Origin of the sequence: Gordonia jacobaea (genome assembly GCF_001186365.1) — a bacterium.
GTDB classification, from domain to species: Bacteria; Actinomycetota; Actinomycetes; order Mycobacteriales; family Mycobacteriaceae; genus Gordonia; species Gordonia jacobaea.
Map to the genome: position 1 here is coordinate 41,846 of NZ_LDTZ01000015.1, position 22,671 is coordinate 64,516.

Below are 22,671 nucleotides of genomic sequence, written 5' to 3' on the forward strand. Positions count from 1 at the left end.
GCGATCTCAGCGGGCCGGGAGCGCAGCGCGAATCTCACACACACAAAGACAAGAGCGCCTTCCGGACGAATCCGGAAGGCGCTCTTGGCGTTTACGTGCGAGACGCAACTATCAGGCGTTGCCCGACAGCTTCTCGCGCAGTGCGGCGAGCTGCTCGTCGCTGGCAAGCGAGCCGCCCGACGATGCGGGAGCGCTGCTCGACGAAGCGCTGCGGCTCTCCGACGATGCCGACGAGTAGTCCTGCGGGGCCTTCTCGGCCTCGGCTGCGGCAGCAGCGAACTTCTCGATCTGCGCGGTGTGCATCTTGTGGCGACGCTCGGCCTCGGCGTAGCGGTTCTCCCACTCTTCACGCTGCTTCTCGTAACCGTCGAGCCATTCGTTGGTCTCGGCGTCGAAGCCCTCGGGGAAAATGTAGTTGCCCTGCTCGTCGTAGCTGTCGGCCATGCCGTACTTCGAGGGGTCGAACTCCTCGGTGTAGTCCTCGTTGGCCTGCTTGAGGCTCAGCGAGATACGACGACGCTCGAGGTCGATGTCGATGACCTTGACCATCGCGTCGTCGCCGACGGCGACAACCTGGTCCGGGACCTCGACGTGGCGCTCGGCCAGCTCGGAGATGTGGACGAGGCCCTCGATGCCGTCGTCGACGCGGACGAACGCACCGAACGGAACCAGCTTGGTGACCTTGCCCGGCACGATCTGACCGATCGCGTGGGTGCGGGCGAACTGACGCCACGGGTCTTCCTGAGTTGCCTTGAGCGACAACGACACACGCTCGCGGTCGAGATCGACGTCGAGAACCTCGACGGTGACCTCGTCACCAACGGTGACGACCTCGGACGGATGATCGATGTGCTTCCAGGAGAGCTCGGAAACGTGGACCAGACCGTCGACGCCGCCGAGATCGACGAACGCACCGAAGTTGACGATCGAGGACACGACGCCCTTACGGACCTGGCCCTTCTGGAGCTGGTGCAGGAACTCGCTGCGGACCTCGGACTGGGTCTGCTCGAGCCATGCACGACGCGACAGCACCACGTTGTTGCGGTTCTTGTCGAGCTCGATGATCTTGGCTTCGATCTCCTTGCCGATGTACGGCTGCAGATCGCGCACACGACGCATCTCCACAAGCGATGCCGGGAGGAAGCCGCGCAGGCCGATGTCCAGGATCAGGCCGCCCTTGACGACCTCGATGACGGTGCCCTTGACGGCCTCGTCCTTTTCCTTGAGCTCCTCGATGGTGCCCCAGGCACGCTCGTACTGCGCGCGCTTCTTGGACAGGATGAGGCGGCCTTCTTTGTCCTCCTTGGTGAGAACCAGGGCCTCGACCTCGTCACCGACGTTGACGACCTCAGAGGGGTCGACGTCGTGCTTGATCGACAGTTCGCGAGAAGGGATCACGCCTTCGGTCTTGTAACCGATGTCGAGCAGAACCTCGTCACGATCGACCTTGACGATGGTCCCTTCGACGATGTCGCCATCGTTGAAGTACTTGATCGTGGAGTCGATGGCTGCGAGGAAGTCCTCAGCCGAGCCGATATCGTTGACGGCTACTTGCGGCGAGGTGATCGTGGGGGACGACATATGTTGAGTTGCTCCGGACAGGTATGTAGTAGGTACAGTTCACATTGTTTGAACAGCGATGTCAGGCGACGCGCGGCTCGATCACAGTGCCACCGAGCTGCGTCCTCCCAGGTCATCACACGAGGGTGACGTCCAGGTGACGACAAGCTGAACTGCGCGAAAGATGCCTCCACGCGCTTTGTCTACCTTACTCTAGCGGCGTTGTGCTGGGCAAATACCACTTCTGAGCGCATCCCGCCACCGTGCAAATGACACGGGCCGGGACACCACGACAGGCGAGGGGTGCAACGTTGGCGCATTCGGTGGAATTCCTCTTCGACGACGAGTCAGAGGTTCGCCTGCGCATGTTCTGGGAAGCCCTCGCGGCGTCTCACCTGCCCAACGCAGGCACGAACCCCTCGCCCACCAACCGCCCGCACGTCACGGCCGCCGCGACTCGACGGATCGACCCGGCCGCCGACCGGGCAGTACGCCAGTGCACCGCAGCACTTCCGATCCCGGTGACCATCGGCGCGCCATTGATCTTCGGCCGTGGCGACCGCCTCGTCGTCGCACTGCTGGTGGTGCCGACCGCCCGCTTGCTGACCGCCCACCTGCAGCTGGTCGAGGCGCTGTCCGGACATGCGTTCACCGCCGACGACGAGCCGGGCGTCTTCTCCCACTCACTCCCGGGCTCCTGGACCCCACACGTCACGATGGCACGCCGTGTGCACTCCGACGTCCTCGCCGACGTCGTGGCCGCGCTCGATCTGCCCCCTCGCGGCATTCGCGCCGGTGCTACCGAAGATGGAGGCATTCGCGCGACCATCACCGCGATCCGACGCTGGGACGGCGACAGTCGAACAGATGTCGTCTTCGATGAGTATCCCGACGGTTCGGGTTCGGCCTCATGACTCCCGGCCGGTCGATGGCTGCGCCGGCTTGAACGCCGATGGCTCCGCCATCTCTAAACTCAGTCAGGTGATCGGCGACGACGAGACTCCCCACGCGCCGCGACTGCTCGGCCGTATCGATTCGTCGACGAGCGATGCCGCGAGCCGCGCCTGGTGGGATGCAGAGGCGCAGGACTATCACCGCGAACACGGCGGTTTCCTCGGCTCCGACACGCGTGGCGGCGAGTTCGTGTGGGGACCAGAACGATTGCGAGAGGCCGACGTTCACCTGCTCGGCGACGTCGCCGGCCGCGACATTCTCGAGATCGGGTGCGGTTCCGCGCCGTGTTCACGGTGGCTCGTCGCCCGAGGTGCCCGCGCCGTCGGACTCGATCTGTCGCAGAAGATGCTCGCGCACGGGCTCGCCACCATGAAGCGATTCGACGAACCGCCCGTACCGCTCGTTCAGGCGACCGCGGAGTCGCTGCCCTTTGCCGACGAGAGCTTCGACATCGCGTTCTCGTCGTTTGGCGCAGTGCCTTTCGTCGCCGAACCCGCCCGGGTGATGGCCGAGTCCGCACGTGTCCTGCGGCCGGGCGGCCGCTGGGTCTTCTCGGTGAATCACCCCATGCGCTGGATGTTTCCCGACGATCCAGGCCCTGCGGGGCTGACCGTCACCATGCCGTACTTCAGCAGAACGCCCTATTCCGAGGTCGACGCCGACGGCACGGTGACCTACGTAGAGCATCACCGCACCATCGGCGATCGAGTCCGCGACATCCGCGCTGCCGGACTGATCCTCGACGACATCGTCGAGCCGGAATGGCCGGACGACCTCGAGAACGAGTGGGGTCAGTGGAGTCCGCTTCGGGGACAGTACTTTCCGGGCACCGCGGTGTTCTGCTGCGTTAAACCCCGCTGATCCCAGCAGAATTCACGACAGCGGAATCGATCACAACAGCTTCGACAGAAAGGTCTTGGTCCGCTCGTGCTGCGGATTGGCCAGCACCTCTCGTGGATCGCCCTGTTCGACGACGACGCCACCGTCCATGAACACCAGTTGGTCTGCCACCTCGCGGGCGAAACCCATCTCGTGGGTGACCACGAGCATGGTCATTCCACTTGCTGCGAGTTCGCGCATGACGCCCAGCACGTCACCGACCAGTTCGGGATCAAGCGCCGACGTCGGCTCGTCGAAGAGCATCAGTTTCGGCTCCATGGCCAGTGCTCTGGCGATGGCGACGCGCTGCTGCTGTCCGCCGGAGAGTTGCGACGGATACGACTGCGCCTTGTCGGCGAGTCCGACGCGCTCCAGCAGGTATTCGGCGCGAGAAGTGGCCTCGGCCTTGTTCTTTCGTTTGACCTGAGTCGGCGCCTCGATCACGTTCTCGATTACCGTCCGGTGAGGGAACAGGTTGAAGTGCTGGAACACCATGCCGATGTCACGACGCTGCTTGGCCGCGTCCTTCGGACTCATCTCGTAGAGCTTGCCACCGCGTTCGCGATAGCCGATGAGATCGCCGTCGACGTACAGCCGTCCCGCGTTGACCTCCTCGAGATGGTTGACGCAACGCAGGAATGTCGACTTGCCAGAGCCCGACGGACCGATGATGCACAGGACCTCGCCGCGCTCGACCTCCAACGAAATGCCTTTGAGCACCTGCGTCGTACCGAAGCTCTTACACACCCGGTCGGCCAGCACCATCGGTGTCGCTGAAGCTACTTCTAAAGCCGTCATACCTGACCACCTCCCCCGTGTGGCGCACCTTTCGATTGCGTTAACGTGCTTTGCGCCTTGCGCTGCTTGTTGGTCAACTCGCGACTCGCACCCCTCGCGTAGTACCGCTCCAGGTAGTACTGCCCGACCATCAGGATGCTCGTGACCACGAGGTACCAGGTCGACGCGACCATCAGCAGCGGGATCGGCTGGAAGATCACGCCCGAGATGTCACGAGCACGACCGTACAGTTCGAGGCTGAACGGCACCGCCGCCACGAGGCTCGTGGTCTTGAGCATGCTGATGACTTCGTTGCCCGTCGGCGGGATGATCACGCGCATCGCCTGCGGGAGCACCGTTCTGCGCATGGTCTGCGACCACGTCATACCCAGCGCCACCGACGCCTCGGTCTGCCCCTCTCCCACCGACGACACACCCGCACGCACGATCTCCGCCATGTAGGCGGCCTCGTTGAGGGCCAGGCCGATGACCGCGAACAGAAAAGCAGCATTCAGCGACTGGATGTCGAAGTGCGCGAACTGAACTGTGAACGGTATACCGAGGTCGATGCGCTTGTAGATCGAGGGGAACAGACCCCAGAACACGAGCTGGACGTACACCGGCGTACCGCGGAACACCCATAGATAGACCCACGACGTCGAACGGAGTACCGGATTCGGCGACAGTCGCATGATCGCCAACACGACGCCCAGCACGATCGCGATCACCATCGACAGGACCGTCAGCGCGAGTGTGTACCCGACACCCGACATGATGCGGGTGTCGAACAGGTACTTGGCGTAGGTGTCCCACGCGTAAGCCTTGTTGGTGGCCGCGCCGTAGACGAACAGGGCGACAAGGATGAGCACGATCGCCGCGGCGATCCACTGACCGGGATGTTTGAGCGGTACGGCCTTGATCGGGGTCGGCTCCGCTTTCGCGGAGTCGACCCCGACTCGGCCGTCAGACGGCGTCGACACGGATCAGCTGACCGCGCCGTTGATCACAGATTTCTGGATCGCGCCTGCTTCGACGCCCCAGTTCTCGGCGATCTGCTTGTACTGACCGTTGTCGATGAGGTGCTGAACAGCCTGCTGCAGCGCCTGGGTCAACGACGACCCCTTCTGCACCGGGTAGCCGTAGGGTGCCGAGTCGAATACTCCGCCTGCGGCCTCGAGCTTGCCGTCCGAGCGCTTGATCGCGTAGGCGGTCACGGGCGAATCCGCCGACATCGCATCCACCTTGCCGAGCACGAGAGCGTTGGTCGCTTCGTCCTGGCTGTCGAACTTGACCTTCTCGATGGCAGGCTTACCCGCGTCGGTGCACGCCTTGCTCTTGGCAGGAACCTCGTCGGTGTCCTCGACGGTGGTCGACTGCACCGCGACTCGCTTGCCGCAGGCGTTGTTCGGGTCAATGTTGCCGCCCGCCTGCTGCGCCCACTGCACACCGGCGTTGTAGTAGGTGACGAAGTCGACCTGCTGCTCGCGCTCCTTGCTGTCGGTGAACGACGACATGCCCACGTTGTAGGTGCCCTGCTGGATTGCCGGGATGATCTTGTCGAAGTCGGCTTCCTTGTACTCCGGCTTGAGACCGAGCACTGCGGCGACCGCGTTCATCAGATCCACGTCGTATCCGACGATCTTGCCGGAGGGATCCTTGAACTCGTTGGGGGAATAGGGAACGTTGACACCGACGATGAGCTGGCCTGACTGCCGAATCGGTTCAGGCACAAGCGCGGCGATGGAATCGACCTTGGTCGCCTCGACGGCCTTCGACGAGCTGGCCGCGCCGCCGGCCGACCCCTCGTCGGACTCGTTGTTCGTACATCCGGCGAGTACCAAAGCCAGCACTGCCACCAGTGCGGCGAACAGGCCACCGAATCGCCATGATCGCGCACGTGTCGATCGCTGAAGTCGCATCGAAATCCTTCCCCCGGCACCCCTGTGGGCGCCTCGAGACCACACACCGACACACCGTCGGCACTTCGAAGTAACTTACTGGCTCAGCGTTGAATCCACCCGGTAGTTACGCAGGATTAACTGCGCTCGGCTCGAGGACGCATCCGAGTACCGGTACTGCCGGGCGCTTAGGTCAGACCGGCCCGAGTCGCACGGTCGGGCATGAACACAACGTGTCCGATCAATAAACTTCTCCACGCGAACATTGTCGAAAAAGCGTGAATTGATGGATACACGTTAAATGTTGCGGCGAATCATTAATCGCATTACCATTCCGACCGTGAAACGCCTTCCTCGGCCATTCTGGGTCGCTTTGTCTGGATTTGTGGCGGCCCTGTTGGCTGCGACGCTCACCGGTTTCCTCGTCCCCGGCACAGCTTCCGCGAGTCCGTTGAAGCCGCCGTCGCAAGATCCCTTCTACGGGACTCAACGCGATCTCACTCACGTCGCCCCCGGCGCACCGCTGAAGACCCGCGTCGTCCAGCTTTCGTACGGCGACAAGCGGTTTCCGGCAGTTGCGACGCAGATCCTGTTCCGCACAACCGATCAGTTCGGCAAGCCGACGGCAGCGGTCACCTCCATCATCGAACCGCCGACATCCGGGCCGCGAAAGCTGATCTCGTATCACTCCCCCTATGACGCGCTCGGGTCCCAATGCGATCCCTCATACGCCCTCCGCGGCGGCAACACTGGCCGCGGACCGGAATTCGACGACATCATCATCGGTTCATTTCTCGCCCAGGGATACACCGTCGTAGTCCCCGACTACGAGGGCCTGAAGATGCGTTGGACGATGGGACGCGAATCCGCACAAACCGCTCTCGACAGCATTCGTACCGCTGAGCGACACCTACGCCTGCCCTCGTCGACGCCGGTCGGACTCTTCGGCTACTCGGGCGGATCGGTGCCCACCGGCTTCGGTGCCGACCTCGCCCCGACCTACGCTCCCGAACTCCGTATCGTCGGCGCGGCCGCGGGTGGAGTCCTGGTCCAGCCGTCGCACAACCTGCCCTATGTCAACGGCAGCAAGCAGTGGGCCGGCGTGATACCCGCGCTCATGAACGTCTACAACGCGACCTTCGACCTCAACATCGGCCAGTACCTGTCCCCCAAGGGCACCCAAACACTCGCGGAGACCCAGGGGCAGTGCCTGATCAACTTCGCGACCAAATATCCAGGACTGACCGACACACAATTGCTGCTACCGCAGTATCCGGGACTGTTGACCGTCCCCGGGATCCCGCAAGCCTTCAACCAGAACATCATGGGTTGGGTCGGCAAGCCGAGGAATCCGATGTTCCTCGGTGTCGGCAACGTCGACGGAACCGGCGACGGGATCATGATCGACGGCGACGTGCAGGGATTGGCGACGAAGTACTGCCGCGAAGGAGTACCGACGCAGTACAAGACCTATCCCAAGCTCAGTCACTTCGATGCGTTCCTGCCCTGGGCACCCGACGCGGAGAAGTTCCTGGCCGACCGGTTCGCCGGGCGCCCCGCAACCTATTGCTCGGGAATTCCCACCGGCAACACGCTGGGACCCATCAGCTGATCAGGCTCCAGTAGCTGATTCGGTGCCGCGGTCGATCGCTTCGACGACCGCGGCACCGAACTCTGTCGTGGTCGCGGTACCGCCGAGATCGGCCGTGCGGATGCCGGCCGCCAGAGTGACGTCGATGGCGTCGTCGATTCTCGCAGCGCAGGCCGTCAGCGCAGCGTCGGCTCGCTGATCGCCCCACCATCGGAGCATCATCGCCGTCGAGGCGAGAATGCCGACAGGATCGGCGATTCCGCGTCCGGCGATGTCGGGCGCCGCACCGTGGCTGGCTTGCGCCATGGCCTTGGTCGACGAGCAGTTCACCGAACCGGCCATGCCCAGCGATCCCGCCAACTCACCGGCGAGATCGGAGAGGATGTCGCCGAAGAGGTTCTCGGTGACGAGCACGTCGAAGTCCGCCGGCCTGCGGACCAGCAGTGCCGCCATTGCGTCGACATGCTGCTCGTCGACGTCGACGTCGGGAAAGTCCACCGCCACTTCGCGACACGCGTCGCGGAAGAGTCCTGTCGTGAGTCGCAGGACGTTCGCCTTGTGCACGATGGTGACATGCCGTGAGCGTTGCCTGGCGAGCCGGAATGCCTCTCGAGCGATTCGACGACTCGCCTCTCGGGTGATCACTCCGACGGCGAGCGCAAGATCTGGTGTCGGCATGAACTCGCCACTGCCGACGGCCATGTTCCGGTCGGCGTAGAGCCCCTCGGAGTTCTCCCTCGCGATCACCACGTCGATGTCAGGTGCGGTTGCGGCTACGCCGCGATACGCCCGACACGGCCGGATATTCGCATACAGCCCGAATCGCTTACGGATCATCGCGCCAGGGGTCAGGGTGCCGCGGAACTGCTCGGGATAGCCGGCAGAGTCGTGCGGGCCGAGAATCCACACGTCGAGTTCGTCGAGACCCGCGAGCGTCGATTGCGGCGTCGGCGTGCCGTGCTCAGCTATGGCGCCACGACCGAGAGGCAAAGGGACCCAATCGAATTCGACGCCTTCTTGCGCGCCTGCAGCACTCGCCGCGCCGACGGCCACCGGCACGATCTCCGGCCCGATCCCGTCGCCGTCGAGTACACCGATCGATAGTCGAGTCTCCCTGCTCATTTCGCAAATATTGCCAGAACGCTTGACAACTCCGGCGAGCCACCTCAGCATAGCTAGAAACCGAATATCATTCGGTTTGGCTTTCAACGCCGCAGGCCAGCCGCCATTCTCTTCGACGACGCTCACGTAGGGCGTCGCTCTCGAAAGGCTCCTCATGAGCACTGCAGATCCATCCCGACTCGTCACCCCACCTGCCGCTGTCGATTCGCCACCACCCGCGGGAGTCGACCTCAAACAGGACGCGCTCGGTGCGCCGTCGATCGCGTTCATGGTGATCGCGGCAGCGGCCCCGCTGACCGTGATGGCTGGGGTCGCGCCATTGGCTCTCGCCATCGGCGGCGTCGGTGCGCCGGTCGCCTATCTCGCCGCCGGAATCAGCTTCGCCGTGTTCGCGGTGGCGTTCATGGCGATGACCAGGGCAACCGGCGGCAAAGGCGCTTTCTACTCCTACATCACGCTTGGCCTCGGACGGGTCACGGGACTCGCGTCGGGCTTCCTCGCAGTCGTCTCGTACAACGCACTCCAGATCGGCGTGTACGGACTCCTCGCCGTTCAGACGCACGACGCCATCTCGCGGGTGCTCGGCGTCGACATCCCCTGGCCAGTCCTCGCGCTCGTCGCGATCGCGATCGTGTGGTTCGTCGGACGTCGGGGAATCGACGTCGGCGCACGATTCCTCGGACTTCTGCTCGCCCTCGAAACCGGCATCCTGCTGGTGCTCGCCGTCGCGATCGTCGTCCAGGGCGGCGCCCACGGTATCGAGTTCTCCACCTTCACTCCCAACGCGATCTTCGCTCCCGGAATGGCAGGTGTACTGGCCTTCGCATTCGCGGCGTTCATGGGATTCGAGTCGACGGCCCTCTATCGCTCCGAGGCTCGCGACCCCGACCGCTCCATCCCCCGCGCCACGTACTGGGCAGTCGGATTCATGGCCGTCTTCTACTGCTTCATCGTCTGGGCGATCGTCCAGGCATTCGGCGCGGCTCAGGTGCAGCAGGCCGCGGGTGACGACGTCGCCGACCTCTTCTTCACCGCGATGACGACGTACGTGGGCACCTGGGCGACCGACGTGATGTCGCTGCTCATCGTCACGAGCGCACTGGCTTCGCAGATCGCGTTTCACAACGCCATCAACCGCTACACGTACGCACTCGCACGCGACGGCGCACTGCCACGCATCCTCGACCGCACCCATCCCGTGTACAAATCCCCTTCTCGCGCAGGCAATCTGCAGACCATCCTCGCCGCCGTCGTCATCGCAGCGTTCGGCCTGGCCGGTGCAGATCCCTACTATCAACTCCTCCTGGTCCTCAACACCCCGGGAATCGTGGGAATCATTGCGCTGCAGGTGATCACATCGCTGGCCGTGGTCGCATACTTCGTACGCAAGCGCTACGTCCGGGCCGAGCGGATAGGAATGATCGCGGGTGTGCTCAGCACGATCCTCCTCACCCTCGCATTGCTGGTACTCGTGGCGAACATCAAGTTGCTGACCAACATGGGAACCGCGGCGAACACGGCACTCGTCGGCAGCGTCGGGGTGGTGTTCCTCCTCGGAATCGTTGCGGCACTCTACTTCCGCGCACGGGTACCTCGCGTGTATGCCCGCATCGGTGGCCTCTACGACGACCCGCACGCCGCCACCGAACGCTGAATCTCCAACGCCGAATCCACAAGCCGACCACTACCTCCGAAACCAGGGACGACCATGACACACCGAGCCGACACCGTGATCCTCGCCGAGACCATCCACACGCTCACAGAGGAACAAGGCCACAGCGCTGTCGCCATCTCCGACGGGCGGATCTGCGCTCTCGGTGACGCGGATTCGCTGGCCACCTACATCTCTGCGTCGACTCAGATCGTCGACCTGGGTAGCGCGACCCTCACCCCCGGCCTCATCGACGGGCACATCCATCCTGTTCTCGGACTGGACATCTCGGCAGGCGTCGACCTCTCGGGCGTCGACAACCTCGATCAACTCGTCGAGACTCTGCGGACCGCCCGCGTCGTCGACGGCTGGGTGCGGGGTTGGGGCCTCGATCCCAACGCGTTCGGTGGCCGACCAGTCACGTCCGACGTGGTGGTGACGGCGTTGGGACCCGACCTGCCCGCCCTGCTCTACCTCTTCGACGGTCATTCAGCACTCGCCACCCCGGCGGCACTGCGCATCGCGGGCGTCGACGGCCCACGGGCATTCAGCGGCAACGCCGAAATCGTCTGCCAGGACGGCATTCCCACGGGTCACCTGCTGGAACTGGAGGCGGTCAGCGTCGTCTCCGCGGTCGTACCGCTCGAGTCGGCGCAGCAACGCCGACAACGCCTCACCGATCTGCTCGGCTCCATGGCTGCGGCCGGACTGACGTCAGCGAACGCCATGGACTTCGAGGGCGACAGCGGCGAGCTCGTCACCGCACTCGAAGCCGACATCGAACTTCCCATGCGGCTCCGTTTCGCTCCCTTCTGCATGCCCGGCACCGATAACGAGCAACTCGACCACATCGTCGAGCTGCAGCGTCGCGGTGGCAGGCGGTGGCGCGTCGACGGCGTCAAGTTCATGGTCGACGGAACCATCGACGGAGGTACCGCATGGCTCGATACTCCCGACTCTCACGGCGAATCAACCGCACCGCTGTGGCCGAACCCAGCGGAGTACCGACACGCGCTCCGCTACTTGGCCAAGCGGGGCGTCCCCACGGTGACTCATGCGATCGGCGACGCCGGAATCCGCTACGCCCTCGACAGTCTCGCTGACCTACCAGAACTCCCGTCGGGCGCACGGCATCGGATTGAACACATCGAGACGCTCCCCGACGACCTCGTCGACCGCTTCGCGCAGCAGGGGGTGGTGGCGAGCATGCAGCCGACCCACTGCACCCATTACACGCGCGCCGATCACTCCGACAACTGGTCGGAAAGACTCGGCACCGAACGCGCCGACCGCGCATTCCGCACACGCGACATCCGTGACGCGGGGGCGATCCTCGCGTTGGGCTCGGACTGGCCGATCGCCCCCTTCGACGCCCGGTCGATCATGGCCGACGCCCAACTCCGACGCCGTGCGGGACATGTCGACGATGCGCCGATCCTTCCCGGACAGGCACTCACCGCTCGCATGGCGCTCGAGGGCTACACCAGCCACGCCGCTCGCGCACAGGGCGCCCGCGACGCCGGAGCCATCGCGGTCGGCCACCGCGCCGATCTCACCGCGTTCGCCGTCGATCCGCTCCGGTGCCCGCCCGACGAGCTCGCCGACGCCCCGATCGTGCTGACCATGGTCGGAGGCGATGTGGTGCATCGCGCCGACCACGTGGACGCCTGAACCGCCAGAGCGTCGAGGCTGCGGCGAACATCAGGCATACGGCGAGTCACTAGGCTTACGGAATGCCTCGACCGCACACGCCGATCCTCGACCCGGACACCATTGCCCGAGCGGCACTCGATGCGCTCGACTCCGACGGCTCGTTCACCATGCCCGGCATTGCGAAGCGCCTCAATGTCGCGGTGTCGTCGCTGTATCACCACGTGGCGAGCCGCGAGCAACTCCTCGAGCTCATCCGCGGGGTGATCGCCGAGGAACTCTCGGTGGCGATCGTGTGGCCCGAGGACTGGCGCGAGGTGGTTCGGCAGTGGCTGATCGGATACCGCGCAGGCTTCGGCGCCCACCCCGAACTGGTACGCGCACTCACGGCGCAAACGGTCCGCGCACCCGAAGTGCTGCGCGGCTACGACCGATTGGCGCAGAAGCTCGTCGACGCCGGGTTCCCGATCGATCGGGTGTTGCACGTCATCACATTTCTCGACACCATCGCGCTCGGGTCGGCGCTCGACGTCGGCGCACCCGACGAGGTGTGGTCGGTCGACGGCGTCGCTGCTGACAGCGCCCTCGGGCGCGCATTGTCAGCGGCGCCAACGGGACGTGTGCGCGCTGATGAGGCGTTCGAGCTGACGGTCGACTTGGCCATCACCGGCCTCGAGAGCGAACTGGCCCGCGCATCCCGGACCTGAGCGACCCGCCTCAGTGCGCGGCGTCGTCCCACGAGCGACCGAAGCCGACCGAAACCTCCAGTGGCACAGACAGATCGATAGCGTTGCCCATCTCTTCACGAACCACCTTCTCGGCCTGTTCGCGTTCGCCCTCGGCGACCTCGACGACGAGTTCGTCGTGGACCTGGAGCAACATGCGGGAGGCAAGCTTCTCGGCGGCGAGGCGCTTGTGCACGTTGATCATGGCGACCTTGATGATGTCGGCGGCCGTGCCCTGGATCGGAGCGTTCAGCGCCATCCGCTCTGCCGCCTGGCGCCGTTGCCAATTGTCGCTGTTGAGGTCGGGCAGATAGCGGCGTCGACCGAAAAGCGTTGCGGTGTACTCGTTTCGGCGTGCCTCGACGACGACGTCATGGAGGTAGTCCCGCACTCCACCGAAGCGGTCGAAGTAGGCCTCCATCTGTTCCTTGGCTTCGTCGCGACTGATCCGCAGCTGCGCCGCGAGCCCGAACGCCGAGAGTCCGTACGCGAGGCCGTACGACATTGCCTTGACGCGGTGCCGCATCTCGGTGGTCACCGCGTCGATCGGCACTCCGAACGCTCGTGACCCGACGAAGTTGTGGAGATCTTCTCCGGTGTTGAACGCCTCGATGAGGCCTGCATCGCCGGAGAGGTGAGCCATGATGCGCATTTCGATCTGGCTGTAGTCAGCCGTCATGAGCGTCTCGTAGGGCTTGCCGGTCCCGCCGGGGCCGTTGTCGGAGCCGACAACGAATCCGTGACGGATCTCCCTGCCTGCCTCCGTACGGACCGGAATGTTCTGCAGGTTGGGTTCGGTCGACGACAGACGACCCGTCGCCGCGACGGTCTGGTTGAAGGTCGTGTGGATGCGGCCGTCGTCGGCCACAGACTTGAGCAGACCGTCGACGGTCACCTTGAGTCGCGTGGCATCGCGGTGTTCGAGAAGATACGCGAGGAACGGATGCTCGGTCTTCTCGTAGAGGGTCTGCAGCGCGTCGGCGTCGGTCGTGTATCCGGTCTTGGTCTTCTTGGTCTTGGGCATGTCCAACTTGTCGAACAGCACCGTCTGCAATTGCTTGGGAGAGCCGAGGTTGATCTGCTCGCCGATCACCTCGTAGGCGGCCTCCGCGGCCGTCCGGATGCGCTCGGAGAACGTTTCCTCGAGCTGCCCGAAGTGCTCGACGTCGACCGCGATGCCCGCGGCCTCGAGGTCGGCGAGCACGAACAGCAGGGGCAACTCCATCTCGGTGAGCAGCGGCTTGGAGTCGATGCGGTCCAGCTCGGTGTCGAGGGTGTCGGCGAGTTCGGCGACAGCTCGCGCTTCGAGCATCGCCTGCTCGGCGATCTTGCCCGCCCCGCCATCGTCGTCGAGGAGCGAGAGCTGACCGGAGTCGGCGCCATCGTCGGCTCGCAGTTCGCGTCGTAGGTAGCGCAGCGCGAGATCGTCGAGGTTGAAGGTTCGTTGGCCGGGCCGCACGAGGTACGCGGCGAGGGCGGTGTCGCTGGTGACGCCGGCGAGCGTCCACCCGCGCGACCGCAGCGCGTGGATGGCCCATTTCGTCTCGTGCAGCGCCTTCTCGACCGACGAATCGGCAAACCACTCGCCGAGCGCCTTCTCGTCGTCCGGTCCGAGCGCTGTGACGTCGACGTAGCCCGAGGAACCGTCGGCCGCGGCTATCGCGACACCGGTCACGTCAGCGCCGACGACCTGATGCGGCGCGGTGACCGTGAGGCCGCTGCGACCGGTACGAGCGTGCGCGTCGAGCCAGTCGCGAACCTCACCTTCGCCGAGGATCGACCCGTCGAGTTCAAACCCTGATTCCGCTTCCGGTTCGACGGAACTGAGCGTCGAGAACAGACGATCGCGCAGGACACGGAACTCAAGGTCGTCGAAGAGTTGGTGGATGCGGTCACGGTCCCAGCCGACCATCGCCAGCTCGTCGGGAGTCGCGGGCAACTGCATGTCGCGGACGAGCTCGGTGAGCTGGCGATTCGTCTGCACCGACGCCAAGTGCGCACGCAATGCGTCGCCGACCTTTCCCTTCACCTCGTCGACATGATCGATGAGTGAAGCGAGAGAACCGTACTCACGAATCCACTTCGACGCCGTCTTCTCCCCCACGCCCGGGATGCCGGGCAGGTTGTCGCTCGGGTCGCCGCGCAGCGCCGCGTAGTCGGGATACTGCGTGGGTGTGAGCCCGTACTTCTTCTCGACCTCTTCGGGTGTGAAGCGGGTCAGCTCCGACACGCCCTTGCGCGGGTACAACACCGTCACCGAGTCGTCGACAAGCTGCAGCGAGTCACGGTCGCCGGTGACGACGAGCACCTTGTAGCCCTGCGCTTCTGCCTGCGTGGCCAGTGTCGCGATGATGTCGTCGGCCTCGTAGCCCTCGATCGCCATGACGGGGATTCCGAGGGCGTCGAGAACCTCTTTGGTCAGATCGACCTGCCCGTTGAACTCGTCGGGCGACTTGGATCGTTGTGCCTTGTACTCGGGGAACATCTCCGAGCGGAAGGTCTTGCGCGAGACGTCGAACGCCGCTGCGACGTGTGTCGGTTCCTCGTCGCGGAGCAGGTTGATCAACATGGAGGTAAAGCCGTAGACCGCGTTGGTCGTCTGCCCGGCCGCAGTTTTGAAGTTCTCGGCGGGAAGTGCGAAGAAAGCCCGGTAGGCAAGAGAGTGCCCGTCGAGCAGCATCAACGTCGGCTGACGCTTATCCTTGCCACCCTTCTGACTCGATCGCGACGACGTCGACGGCGCGGCCTTGCCGGCAGCGGCTGTGCCGTCGGAACTCTTCACGGGTGCACTCTGCGCAGGACTCACACCGCTGAGTCTAGTGACGCCTCCCGACACGCCTCACCCCCGGCAAGTCCGCGGCCCCTTGCGAATCCTCAGCCAGGCGCGCGGCGGTACATCGGCCACACCGTAGGTCCGTTCTCAGGCAGCGTCACCTCTGCGGTCACTGTGAAACCGAATCGCTCGTACAGCGGGATGTTCGCCTCATTCGAGCTCTCCAGATACGCGGGGCCGACGACCGACTCCATCCCGGCGCGCAGCAGCGTGCTTCCGACGCCGCGCCCATGCACGGTGGCACCGACAAATGCCAGGTACCAGTGCGGTTCGCGCGGCCGATACCCGGCGAACATCTCCTCGAGCAGCTGGCCGCGACGGTAGCGCCCGCCCAGAGCCGAGAGGAAGCGCGGAACCGCCAACAGTTGGCGGCCGCTCGAGGGCCGAAACCCCGGCGGGTCCCACACCGCGGCGCCGACTGCGCGGTCGCCGTCGAAGCACACGTCGCGACGTCCGCGCGAGCCGTGACCCGCGGTCAACAACGCGCGATACAGGGCCGCGTACCTGGTGGTGTCGGGTTGCAACCACCGCATCACCGGATCGTCGGCGAACGCCTCTCCGAGTATCTCGCTGACGAGCTTGTTGTCCGATGAGCCCTCGATGGCGTAGGCGGTCACCGCGTCAGGCTACGCCGAGATACGCCTCACGCACCGCATCGTCGACGAGTAGCTCTTTGCCCGGCCCTTCTTTCAGAATCGTGCCGGTCTCCAGGATGTAGCCCCGGTCAGATCGGCTCAATGCCTGCTGAGCGTTCTGCTCGACGAGCAAGATCGTGGTTCCCTCAGCGTTGATCTGCGCGATGATCGAGAAGATCTGCTGAATCACCATGGGCGCCAAACCCATTGACGGTTCGTCGAGTAGCAGCAGATTGGGGCGCGCCATCAGTCCACGACCGATCGCGAGCATCTGCTGCTCGCCACCGGACATGGTGCCGCCGTATTGCTTACGTCGTTCCGCCAACCTCGGGAACAGGTCGAAGACCTGGTCGAGAGCCTGACTGTAGGCAGCCTTGGAGTCGAATTTCCTTCCATAGCAACCCATGTCGAGATTCTCGAGCACGGTCATTCCAGGGAAGATGTGCCTGCCCTCGGGAACCTGGATGATTCCCCGTGCCACTCGCTCGTGCGGGGCCAGTTTGGTGATCGACTCACCGTGAAACTTGATGTCTCCCTGACTCAGTTTGAGCAGACCGGATATCCCGCGCATCGTGGTGGATTTTCCTGCGCCGTTGGCTCCGAGGAGAGTGACCAGCTCGCCCTCGTCGACACGAAGCGAGATGCCGTGCAGCGCTTGGATTCGGCCGTAGTGAATGACGACGTCGGTCATCTCCAGCACCGGCGCCTTGGAGGTCGTCGAAGCCGAATCCTTGCTGAGGTCAGGCGATTTGGTCATCTGGAACTCCCAGGTATGCAGCGACGACGGCGGGATTCTCGCGAACCTCACGCGGTGATCCGTCGGCGATTTTGCGGCCGAATTCGAGGACGACGATGCGATCGGTCACTCCCATGACCAAGCGCATGTCGTGCTCGATGAGCAGCACGGTATAGCCGTCCTCACGGATCTTCTGAATCAACTCCATCAGCGCCGACTTCTCGCTCGGATTGAAGCCCGCCGCAGGCTCGTCGAGGCACAGCAGCTTGGGTTCGGTCGCCAATGCGCGAGCGATCTCGAGCCGACGTTGGTCTCCGTACGGGAGATTCGACGCCTTCTCGGCCGCGCGCGCACCGATTCCGACGAACTCGAGCAGCGCCATCCCGCGGTCGACGGCGTCGTGTTCCTCGCGGTACAGCCGGGGTGTGCGCATGATCGCGCTGAAGACAGACGATTTGTGTCGGGCGTCGGTGCCGACGGCGACGTTCTCCAGAGCGGTCATCTCACCCCAGAGCCGCACGTTCTGGAAGGTACGCGCGATCCCCTTCCGAGTGATCTTGTGCTGCGACATCTTCCCCAACGGCGCGCCGTCGAATGTCACCGTTCCACGAGTCGGGCGATAGACCCCGGTGATCGCGTTGAAGCACGTCGTCTTGCCTGCGCCGTTGGGTCCGATCAGGCCGAGGATCTCGCCGCGCTTGATGTCGAACGTGACGTCGTCAAGTGCTGCCAGTCCACCGAACTCGACTGTCAATCCGTTGACCTTCAACAGCGGCTCACCCTCCGCTGTTGCGATGTCTCGTTGCGGCGCAACGGCTTCGGCGACAGCTTCGGGATCGGCGAGTTGCGGGTCGACCGCGGCGGGATCGACGACGGCCGTCGACTCGGGGTCGGCGAGCACCTCCTCGATCTGTTCGGCGTTGTCAGGACCGGAATTCGCTTTGCTGACATCGACACGCGGCGTCGTGTCGTCGGTGTGATCGCCTTCGGGTTCGTCAGGTGTCCTGTGCGTCATGCGTGCGCCTCCTCACTTCCCGACGGTAGCGGGTTGGGGTTACGACGGACTGCGGCATAGACCTTGCGACCGAAAGTCAACAATCGAGCTCGCGCCGGGAAGAGACCTTGTGGCCGGAAGATCATCAGCACCACGAGGGCGATGCCGAAGAACAGGTATTTGAACTCGCTGAGCGACTGCCCGCCCACCTCGATGCCCTGCACCCGAGCGGGCAGGTAGACGATGATGAACGCACCGGCGATCACGCCGAGCTTGTTGCCCTGTCCGCCGAGCACGACGGCACACAGGAAGAGCATCGAGTTGATGACGGTGAAGGCTTTGGGATCGACGTACTGCACCTGTCCCGCGTAAACCGCGCCCGACAGCCCGCCGATACCCGCGCCGATCACGAACGCCCACAGCTTGTACTTGAACGTGGGCACGCCCATGATCTCGGCGGCGTCCTCGTCTTCGCGAATCGCGACCCACGAGCGTCCGACGCGGCTGCGTTCCAGATTGCCGACGATGATCAGCACGAGGATGACCGCGACGATTCCCAGCCAGTACCACCAGACACCGTAGTTCGTGGTCGGGCTGTTGTTGCCGACGGAGAACACGCCGTCGGGATGCTCGTCGGACCGCCCGAGCTCGGGGAACAGAACACCCTGCAGACCCGACGCACCGTTGGTGATGTCTGACAGGTTGTCTGCAAGCAAGCGGACGATCTCACCGAATCCCAAGGTGACAATCGCCAGGTAGTCACCTCGCACGCGCAAGGTCGGGGTACCGAGGACCAGTCCTGTGAGACCGGTGATGATGATCGCGAGGGGGACGCACGCGAGCCACGCCCATGGCCCCGAGAAGAATCCGTGATCCTCGCTGTCCCACAACGGACTTGCCGGACTCGTCAGCAACGCGACGACGTAGGCGCCCACCGCGTAGAAGCCGACGTATCCGAGGTCGAGGAGACCCGTCTGGCCGACCACGACGTTGAGTCCGATGGCGATCAATGCCGTCATGGCGAACGTCGCCATGACCACACCGAAGTTGGTCGCCGTCGTCGTGATCAGTGGCGGTTTGATGACCGGAAGAAGCGCGAGAAGGATGATGAGCGGTACGCCGAGCAGCCACTGCTGCACGCGAGGCAGGCTGTCCCACCAAGTACGTATCCGGTCGCCGAGGCCGCGCGGCGGAGGCGTGGTCAATTGTGTCGACGCCGCATTCTCTGACGCCACATTGTCTGATGTCGTCATACTCGCGCCTTCCCCAGCTTTTCACCGAGTATTCCGGTTGGACGGAACATCAACACCAGGATCAGGAGAACGAAGGCCACCACGTCCTTCCACTGATTTCCGAAGAGCACCGAACCGTAGTTCTCCATCACACCGAGCAACAAGCCTCCCAAGAGGGCGCCCCGCACGTTGCCGATTCCACCGAGCACCGCGGCGCAGAACGCCTTGATGCCGAGGATGAAGCCGCCGTTGTAGACGATGTTGGTCGGAACTCGCAGCGTGTAGAGCAGCGCCGCAGCGCCCGCCAACAGGCCACCGATGAGGAAGGTCACCAGGATGATGCGGTCACGGGAGACGCCCATCAGCAGCGCGGCATCGGGATCCTGTGCGACCGAACGGATTCCACGTCCCAGCCGGGTCTTGTTGATCAGGAAATCGACGCCGAGTGCCAGCACCAGGGCCGAGCCGATGATCACCATCGTCATGTTGAACACCGGTGCGCCGAAGATCGTGAACTGCTCGACCGGCTGAACCAGTCGGATCGTCGGCTGTGCCGTTGAGCCGCCCAGCGGCGGGTCGACCGGGAACTTCGGTAGCACGTAATGCACGAATTCCTGCAGTACGAACGACATTCCGATCGCGGTGATGAGGAACGCCAGCGGCTTCGCGCCGCGTCGACGCAGAGGCCGATAAGCAACGAACTCCAGTCCGACCGCCGCGCCGCCCGCCACGATCATGCCGCACATCCCCGCGAGGACGAGGTAGACGATCGTCATGACCGTCCCCTCGGAGTACGTGTTACCCGACGGCGTGAAGCCCAACAACAGCAGTCCGATGTAGGTACCGAACATGCCGAGCATGAAGACCTCGGAATGCGCAAAGTTGATCAGTCGGAGCACGCCGTAGACGAGTGTGTATCCAACTGCGACAAGCGCGTACACCGATCCGTAGGTCAGCCCCTCGATGGTCAGACCCCAGAACCCGTCGAACAGCGAGTGGTAGTCGAACCCGATCGTGGATGCCACTGCGGTCGACGTCTGTGCCACCAGAAGTGTGGCGGTCATACGATCCCCTCAATCGTCGAAAAGTCGCAGACACGAACCGCGCCCGGCCGCCGTGATCGACGGCCGGGCGCGGTGGTGTCGTACTTACTTGACCTCGTATACCCAGATCAGTGATGTGGTGAGTTCACCCTTCGGTGTCCACGAGTACTTACGGGCCAGTCCGGTGCCGTTGTACTTGCTGATGTACTCGAGCAGCTTGGGACGGGTGTTGTTGCCCTCCTCGATGCCCTTCATCATGATCGTCGCGATGTCGTATGCCTCAACGGAGTACACGCCGGGCGGCTGGTTGAACGCTGCCTTGTAGTCCGAAGCGAACTTGTCGGGAGCGGGGCCACACGGGCATGAGAGCAGTGCGCCCTTGGCAGCATCGCCGGCCTGCGCGGTGAACTGCGGATCGTTCGCGCCGTCACCCGAGACGAAGAGGATATTCGGATCAGCGGACTTGAGCTGCTGCGCGAGCGGCGCCGCCTCTGCGTAGTAGCCCGCGTAGAAGACCGCATCCGGCTGTGCCGCAGTGACTTTCGAGATGATCGCGGAGAAGTCGCGCTCCCCCTTCTTGACGTCGCCCGAGCAGCCGGCGTCAGCAGCAGAGCCGAGCGCACTGGTGACGGCCTTTTCCAGACCGGCACCATAATCGGTGTCGTCCTTGATGACGCAGACCTTCTTCTTGCCCTTGGTCCCGGTCAGGTACTTCGCGACGGCGGGGCCCTGAATATCGTCGTTGGCAAGGCCGCGGTAGAAGGTCTTCCAGCCGTTGTCGGTGAGCGTCGGGTTGGTGGCCGAAGCGGTCACCGAGACGAGTCCGGCCTGGTTGAAGATGCCGCCGGTTGCCTTGGTCTCACCGGAGAACGCCGGACCGATCAATCCGATGATCGAGTCGTCATTGGTGATGGTCGGCGCAACCTGTGTTGCCTTCTGTGGGTCACCTTCGGTGTCGAAACGCTTGAGGGTGATCTTGCAGTCGGGGTTGGCCTTGTTGTGCTGGTCCACGGCGAGCTGCGCACCGTCGACGATGTTGATACCAAGAGCCGCGTCGGCGCCGGTCAATGCTCCCGCCATCGCGATGGTCGCCGGGTCGCACTTCTGTCCGCTCGGCGAGGACGGATCGAGAGCTTCCGCATCCGATGCCTTCGGCTGTTCCTTGCCCGCCGTATCGATCTGGGCGAGAGCCGAAATGGTGAGCCCCGACCCCGCTGATGCCGACCCACTCGATGACGAATCCGAGTCGGTCGACTTACTGCTACATGCCGAAACGGCGAGCACAGCGGCCAGCGTCGCCCCTAGCGCTGCGGTCGTCACGCGACGATGCATCTTTACTACCTCTCGTCCAGCCACCCGACCCCCTGTGGCCGGGAGGTCTACTGAGGAGACCTTGAGAAAACATAGACCGAGATACGAGTTTGCGTGGGGCAATGAAAGAGAAATCCGCTAGTCACCGTCGACGCGTTTTCACAGATTTAACGCGGCCGACTCAGGGGTCAGTCTGTGGGTCCCAACGTTTCGACGACGACCTGCGCGACGGCCTTCATCGTGGTACGACGATCCATCGCTGCGCGCTGAATCCACTTGAACGCCTCCGGTTCTGACAACGACTGCTTCTCCATGAGCAATCCCTTGGCGCGCTCGACCAGCTTGCGAGTTTCGAGTCGGTCCTGCATTGTCGCAACTTCTTTTTCAAGCATCTTCAGTTCGTGATAGCGACTGACCGCAACCTCGATGGCGGGAACGAGATCGGCTTTGGAGAATGGCTTCACCAAGTACGCCATAGCACCGGCATCTCGGGCTCTCTCGATGAAGTCGCGCTGGCTGAACGCCGTCAACATCACCACTGGCGCCAACCGCTTTTGTGCGATCTCGGTGGCGGCGTCGATCCCGTCGCGGACCGGCATCTTGATGTCCATGATGACGAGATCGGGCGAAAGCTTCTCGGTGAGATCGACAGCCGCCTGCCCGTTGGGTGCCTCGCCCACCACGTCGTAGCCCTCCTCGCGGAGCATCTCGATGAGATCCATCCGGATCAGCGAGTCGTCCTCGGCGACGAGCACCTTGTGTGCAGTCTGCTTGTCCTCGGCCTGGGCCGGAACATTCTCCACCACAGTCACCAATCCCTCCTCCACATCGAGTTGACCAGAGCGGTCGTAACCGGCCGAATCCACTCGCTTGCGACCAGCATCAATGCTCCGAAGCGTACCGGCTCACGCCGCTTCCGGCCGATCATCTACAGTTGTCTGTTGCAGCCGCTCGCGGCGGCAGATGCCCTCGTAGCCCAATTGGCAGAGGCAACGGATTCAAAACCCGTCCAGTGTGAGTTCGAGTCTCACCGAGGGCACCACGAAACCCCTGTTCAGCAGGGGTTTATTCGTTTCTATC

Annotated in this window: 19 protein-coding genes and 1 tRNA gene; 7 read left to right on the forward strand and 13 right to left on the reverse strand. The window is 63.9% G+C overall.

Annotated elements, in window-relative coordinates:
* Positions 1–111: 111 nt before the first annotated feature.
* Entirely contained in the window at positions 112–1,581 is a 1,470-nt protein-coding gene (gene rpsA, locus ABW18_RS06160; RefSeq protein WP_049698146.1) for a 30S ribosomal protein S1, read from the reverse strand.
* Between the two features lie 290 nt (positions 1,582–1,871).
* Between rpsA and ABW18_RS06165 the strand changes: the two genes are divergently transcribed.
* Both ABW18_RS06165 and ABW18_RS06170 read left to right on the forward strand, forming a co-directional pair.
* Positions 1,872–2,474: a 2'-5' RNA ligase family protein gene (locus ABW18_RS06165; protein ID WP_049698147.1), complete on the forward strand. Its 603-nt coding sequence runs from the start codon at positions 1,872–1,874 to the stop codon at positions 2,472–2,474.
* A gap of 70 nt (positions 2,475–2,544) precedes the next feature.
* Entirely contained in the window at positions 2,545–3,375 is an 831-nt protein-coding gene (locus tag ABW18_RS06170) for a class I SAM-dependent methyltransferase (protein ID WP_200903232.1), read from the forward strand.
* A gap of 30 nt (positions 3,376–3,405) precedes the next feature.
* Here ABW18_RS06170 and ABW18_RS06175 read toward each other — a convergent pair whose 3' ends face one another.
* From ABW18_RS06175 to ABW18_RS06185, 3 genes are read right to left on the reverse strand one after another with little or no spacing between them, the layout of a single operon-like run.
* On the reverse strand, positions 3,406–4,191 hold the full coding sequence (locus tag ABW18_RS06175; protein WP_276525305.1) for an amino acid ABC transporter ATP-binding protein: 786 nt from the start codon (positions 4,189–4,191) through the stop codon (positions 3,406–3,408).
* Positions 4,188–5,150 carry an amino acid ABC transporter permease gene (locus tag ABW18_RS06180; RefSeq protein WP_049698149.1) on the reverse strand — a complete coding sequence of 321 codons (963 nt, stop codon included), beginning with the start codon at positions 5,148–5,150 and terminating at the stop codon, positions 4,188–4,190. Before ABW18_RS06180 ends, ABW18_RS06175 begins: the two co-directional genes overlap by 4 nt.
* A 3-nt stretch (positions 5,151–5,153) precedes the next feature.
* Positions 5,154–6,089: an ABC transporter substrate-binding protein gene (locus ABW18_RS06185; RefSeq protein ID WP_197494437.1), complete on the reverse strand. Its 936-nt coding sequence runs from the start codon at positions 6,087–6,089 to the stop codon at positions 5,154–5,156.
* Between the two features lie 319 nt (positions 6,090–6,408).
* On the opposite strand from ABW18_RS06185, the gene ABW18_RS06190 reads away from it, so the two are divergent.
* On the forward strand, positions 6,409–7,680 hold the full coding sequence (locus tag ABW18_RS06190; protein WP_053117407.1) for a lipase family protein: 1,272 nt from the start codon (positions 6,409–6,411) through the stop codon (positions 7,678–7,680).
* Here the strand turns inward: ABW18_RS06190 and ABW18_RS06195 are convergent, their stop codons facing one another.
* Positions 7,681–8,781 (reverse strand): isocitrate/isopropylmalate dehydrogenase family protein, encoded by a 1,101-nt coding sequence (locus ABW18_RS06195; RefSeq protein ID WP_049698151.1) that lies wholly within the window; start codon positions 8,779–8,781, stop codon positions 7,681–7,683.
* Between the two features lie 154 nt (positions 8,782–8,935).
* Between ABW18_RS06195 and ABW18_RS06200 the strand changes: the two genes are divergently transcribed.
* The 3 genes from ABW18_RS06200 (at position 8,936) to ABW18_RS06210 (ending at position 12,789) form a co-directional block, all read left to right on the forward strand.
* Complete coding sequence (locus ABW18_RS06200) at positions 8,936–10,435, forward strand: APC family permease (protein WP_049698152.1); 1,500 nt, start codon at positions 8,936–8,938, stop codon at positions 10,433–10,435.
* Positions 10,436–10,489: 54 nt separating this feature from the next.
* Complete coding sequence (locus ABW18_RS06205) at positions 10,490–12,103, forward strand: amidohydrolase (RefSeq protein WP_049698153.1); 1,614 nt, start codon at positions 10,490–10,492, stop codon at positions 12,101–12,103.
* A 62-nt stretch (positions 12,104–12,165) separates the two neighbouring features.
* The gene (locus ABW18_RS06210; protein ID WP_049698154.1) at positions 12,166–12,789 is read left to right on the forward strand and encodes a TetR/AcrR family transcriptional regulator; all 624 of its coding nucleotides are present in this window, start codon (positions 12,166–12,168) and stop codon (positions 12,787–12,789) included.
* A gap of 10 nt (positions 12,790–12,799) precedes the next feature.
* On the opposite strand, the gene polA is transcribed toward ABW18_RS06210, so the two are convergent.
* The 8 genes from polA to ABW18_RS06250 form a co-directional block, all read right to left on the reverse strand.
* A complete protein-coding gene (gene polA / locus ABW18_RS06215) occupies positions 12,800–15,613 on the reverse strand; it encodes a DNA polymerase I (RefSeq protein ID WP_049698155.1) in 2,814 nt (937 codons plus the stop codon).
* A 68-nt stretch (positions 15,614–15,681) separates the two neighbouring features.
* Positions 15,682–16,257: a GNAT family N-acetyltransferase gene (locus ABW18_RS06220; RefSeq protein WP_049698156.1), complete on the reverse strand. Its 576-nt coding sequence runs from the start codon at positions 16,255–16,257 to the stop codon at positions 15,682–15,684.
* A 4-nt stretch (positions 16,258–16,261) separates the two neighbouring features.
* Positions 16,262–17,032: an ABC transporter ATP-binding protein gene (locus ABW18_RS06225; RefSeq protein WP_049698157.1), complete on the reverse strand. Its 771-nt coding sequence runs from the start codon at positions 17,030–17,032 to the stop codon at positions 16,262–16,264.
* Positions 17,016–18,026 (reverse strand): ABC transporter ATP-binding protein, encoded by a 1,011-nt coding sequence (locus ABW18_RS06230; RefSeq protein ID WP_049698158.1) that lies wholly within the window; start codon positions 18,024–18,026, stop codon positions 17,016–17,018. Before ABW18_RS06230 ends, ABW18_RS06225 begins: the two co-directional genes overlap by 17 nt.
* Positions 18,023–19,258 (reverse strand): branched-chain amino acid ABC transporter permease, encoded by a 1,236-nt coding sequence (locus ABW18_RS06235; RefSeq protein WP_049698159.1) that lies wholly within the window; start codon positions 19,256–19,258, stop codon positions 18,023–18,025. The genes ABW18_RS06230 and ABW18_RS06235 overlap by 4 nt, the downstream gene beginning before the upstream one ends.
* On the reverse strand, positions 19,255–20,301 hold the full coding sequence (locus ABW18_RS06240; protein ID WP_049698160.1) for a branched-chain amino acid ABC transporter permease: 1,047 nt from the start codon (positions 20,299–20,301) through the stop codon (positions 19,255–19,257). The genes ABW18_RS06235 and ABW18_RS06240 overlap by 4 nt, the downstream gene beginning before the upstream one ends.
* 84 nt (positions 20,302–20,385) lie before the next feature.
* Entirely contained in the window at positions 20,386–21,612 is a 1,227-nt protein-coding gene (locus ABW18_RS06245) for a branched-chain amino acid ABC transporter substrate-binding protein (RefSeq protein ID WP_049698161.1), read from the reverse strand.
* A gap of 167 nt (positions 21,613–21,779) precedes the next feature.
* The gene (locus ABW18_RS06250) at positions 21,780–22,403 is read right to left on the reverse strand and encodes an ANTAR domain-containing response regulator (protein ID WP_200903220.1); all 624 of its coding nucleotides are present in this window, start codon (positions 22,401–22,403) and stop codon (positions 21,780–21,782) included.
* Positions 22,404–22,556: 153 nt separating this feature from the next.
* On the opposite strand from ABW18_RS06250, the gene ABW18_RS06255 reads away from it, so the two are divergent.
* Positions 22,557–22,633 (forward strand) — tRNA-Leu (locus ABW18_RS06255).
* Positions 22,634–22,671: the final 38 nt, after the last annotated feature.